5 protein-coding genes are annotated in these 2,520 nt (G+C 36.2%); 2 read left to right on the forward strand and 3 right to left on the reverse strand.

Going from position 1 to position 2,520, the window contains the following annotated elements; translation table 11 throughout:
* Positions 1-257 (reverse strand): xanthine dehydrogenase molybdopterin binding subunit (locus FJ218_11315; GenBank protein ID MBM4167490.1); only part of this gene is annotated, 257 nt, incomplete at its 3' end.
* 222 nt (positions 258-479) lie between these two features.
* Between FJ218_11315 and FJ218_11320 the strand changes: the two genes are divergently transcribed.
* Together FJ218_11320 and FJ218_11325 are read left to right on the forward strand one after the other, a co-directional pair.
* Complete coding sequence (locus FJ218_11320; protein MBM4167491.1) at positions 480-668, forward strand: hypothetical protein; 189 nt, start codon at positions 480-482, stop codon at positions 666-668.
* Positions 653-967 (forward strand): type II toxin-antitoxin system RelE/ParE family toxin, encoded by a 315-nt coding sequence (locus FJ218_11325; protein MBM4167492.1) that lies wholly within the window; start codon positions 653-655, stop codon positions 965-967. Before FJ218_11320 ends, FJ218_11325 begins: the two co-directional genes overlap by 16 nt.
* An 82-nt stretch (positions 968-1,049) precedes the next feature.
* Here the strand turns inward: FJ218_11325 and FJ218_11330 are convergent, their stop codons facing one another.
* Both FJ218_11330 and FJ218_11335 read right to left on the reverse strand, forming a co-directional pair.
* Entirely contained in the window at positions 1,050-1,928 is an 879-nt protein-coding gene (locus FJ218_11330; GenBank protein MBM4167493.1) for a hypothetical protein, read from the reverse strand.
* Positions 1,903-2,316, reverse strand: coding sequence for a membrane protein insertion efficiency factor YidD (locus FJ218_11335; GenBank protein ID MBM4167494.1), 414 nt, complete (start codon positions 2,314-2,316; stop codon positions 1,903-1,905). The genes FJ218_11330 and FJ218_11335 overlap by 26 nt, the downstream gene beginning before the upstream one ends.
* Positions 2,317-2,520: the final 204 nt, after the last annotated feature.

Genomic DNA, 2,520 nt, shown 5'->3' on the forward strand with positions numbered 1-2,520 from the left:
TCCGCAAGACAAACTTCATCGTGAATAACCGGTCCCATTTGATTGTGTCCCGGAATATCTTTGTAACTCAACACCGCGTGAACACCGAAAACTTTTTTTGCTTCGCTTATATCGAATGAACTTATTTTTGCATACGCGTGCGGCGAATACACAACGCGACCAACAAGCAATAACTCATTGACAAGTTTATCATCAATATATTGCGCTTCACCGGAAACGTGAAGTTGCGCGGATTCGTGGGGGAAAAGATTATTCATCGTTTTGCGTTTCTTTATGTTGGTGTAACGGAGTAGTGGAGTTTTGAATGAATAATGTTAAGCTAATTTGATAATAGAATTTTGCATTGAAAAATAATTGCAGAAAAAGATGTGCAAATACGGAATGAAAAACAAAAGAGATTTTCTAGGTGGTTTCCTCTCCAATATTCTTTTCCTATATTTTCAACAGAAATTTTCAATGTAAGAGAAAGAAATAATTTTATGCAAACAGCAAAACAAGAAGTGAACAAACTTCTCAAACGACTTCCTAATGATTGCACGTTGGAAGATATTCAGTATCATCTGTACGTCATACAAAAAATAGAACGCGGGTTAAAGGACGTTGAAGAAGGCCGCGTTTATACGCAAGAACAAGTCGAAAAGAAAATGGCGAAATGGCTCAAAAAATAATTTGGACGCACGAAGCGGCAAACGACCTTGAAGCGATCGCAGAGTTTATTGGAAAAGATTCGTTGTTTTATGCGGCATCATTTGTTCAAAGAATTCTTACCGTGAGTCGCTCGATATTTCCTTTTCCTTTGCGAGGTCGTATAGTTCCAGAATTTTCCACGCCGAATATCAAAGAACTTTTTGTAAAAGAATATCGCCTCATTTATCGAGTTGAAGAAACGAGTGTAACGATTTTAGGAATCATACACGGCAAACGCGACTTGAAAACATTGTGGAAAGACGAGCAAAGACAAAATTAGTTTTTCCATTTTTTAAATTAAGTAAATAAAAAAGCAGTGAAGTTGTTTCACTGCTTTTTGGTTTTAAACTGAATCGGCGAGTTTAGAAATCCAGATTTATGGATTTTTCCACTATCTCTTCTAAGAACAATTCTTTTTGCCTTTGATTATAATATGCCGCTGTTCGCTCTGCTCCCAAAATATTCGAGAGATGAAAAAGTGCAGTAACGGAAATCGAAAGCCCTGTCAACGCATAATTTGAACTATACTTTTTATCGTACTTATACATTGCGAAACTTGTAAATACAAAAGCGGAAACAAACGCAAACGCCTGCACGCCATCAACATAATGCCCGCAATAAAATTGCCCCGCCCCTGGAAATACAGTGGAGAGACCACTGGAAATGAGTGTATTTTTTGCAGGAATATTATTTCCGTTTTCAACAATGTGTATAAATTTTTGGGATAGTAATTTCACCGAATCTAATGCAGTTTTTTTTAAGACATCTTCATACGATAATTTTGCTTTTTCCCATTCTGAAAGTTTACTGTATGCGAATCCCAAAAAGAAAGATGATATTCCGGTCGAATCAATAGAATTTGCTTTTTCTAAATAATAAAGCGATTGAGAAGGAACTTCTTGACCTAAATAACTCAAACCAATGTTGATGTAACACTTATTAATTTGCGCCGGAGAAAGTTGATACGTATTCAGTAGGGAAGAAAAAGTTGTGAGAGACAAATCATATTTCCTGCTTAGCCGATATGCTTTTCCGATTTGCGAGTAAAAATAAATCGCGGAATCTGTGTTCGGAGAAAAGAATGCAAGTTCTTTATAAACAGAGATCGCGCGAAAGTAATCTCGCTCCATCATCAAAGAATGTGCGAAATCGCTTTTGGTTTGGGTGAAAGAAGGATAAGGAATGAGCAATAAAAAGAATAAAGCGTAATAGACTTTATTCTGAAAGAAAGAACGTATCATCAAGTTTTAGAACACCATTTTCTGTTTGAAGTAGTTTGTAATGCGAAAACGCTTCGTTGTTCTCTCGAAAGAAATATCTATCAATAAACTTACAAATTCCTAAGAACCCGTGCCGCTGTATTGCTCCTTGAGCATAGTGAGAGCACGATATTTTAAAAGGACATCTGCTAACGGAATTGATTGAAATATTTGTTTGATAGTACGAAATTATATTATTGGAAGCAGACGAAATGAAAGAGAAAAAAGATGGTTCTGAAAATTTTGTGGAAGGAAATTTCGAAAGTTCTTCTTCTGGTTCCCATGCATCAATTCCATTTTGAAATTTTTCTTGCGATAGCGACAAAACGTGAAGCAAGAAACTCAGAAGAAGAACTTTGAAATATTTCATCAATTTGAAGAAAGCGTATTATCTTTTATGAGCGGAACAGAAAGAGAACGTACTTCGCCATTATTATCAAGTGCTCTAAACACGGCATAATACTGCGGCTCGTTATTTCCATTATAAGCAGTTGCAAGGTTTACAGAAATCATTTCTGGTTCTAATTTCCACATTGCTCCATCCACAGCATCAACAATGAGTCCTAAAAGTCCA

Source organism: Ignavibacteria bacterium, from assembly GCA_016873775.1.
Taxonomy (GTDB): Bacteria; Bacteroidota; Ignavibacteria; order UBA10030; family F1-140-MAGs086; genus JAGXRH01.

Excerpts from the sequence above, each read along its gene's own strand:
- FJ218_11320 (MBM4167491.1), top strand. The coding sequence starts at position 480 with ATGCAAACAGCAAAACAAGAAGTGAACAAACTTCTCAAACGACTTCCT.
- FJ218_11325 (MBM4167492.1), top strand. The coding sequence starts at position 653 with ATGGCTCAAAAAATAATTTGGACGCACGAAGCGGCAAACGACCTTGAA.
- FJ218_11330 (MBM4167493.1), bottom strand. The coding sequence starts at position 1,928 with ATGATACGTTCTTTCTTTCAGAATAAAGTCTATTACGCTTTATTCTTT.
- FJ218_11335 (MBM4167494.1), bottom strand. The coding sequence starts at position 2,316 with ATGAAATATTTCAAAGTTCTTCTTCTGAGTTTCTTGCTTCACGTTTTG.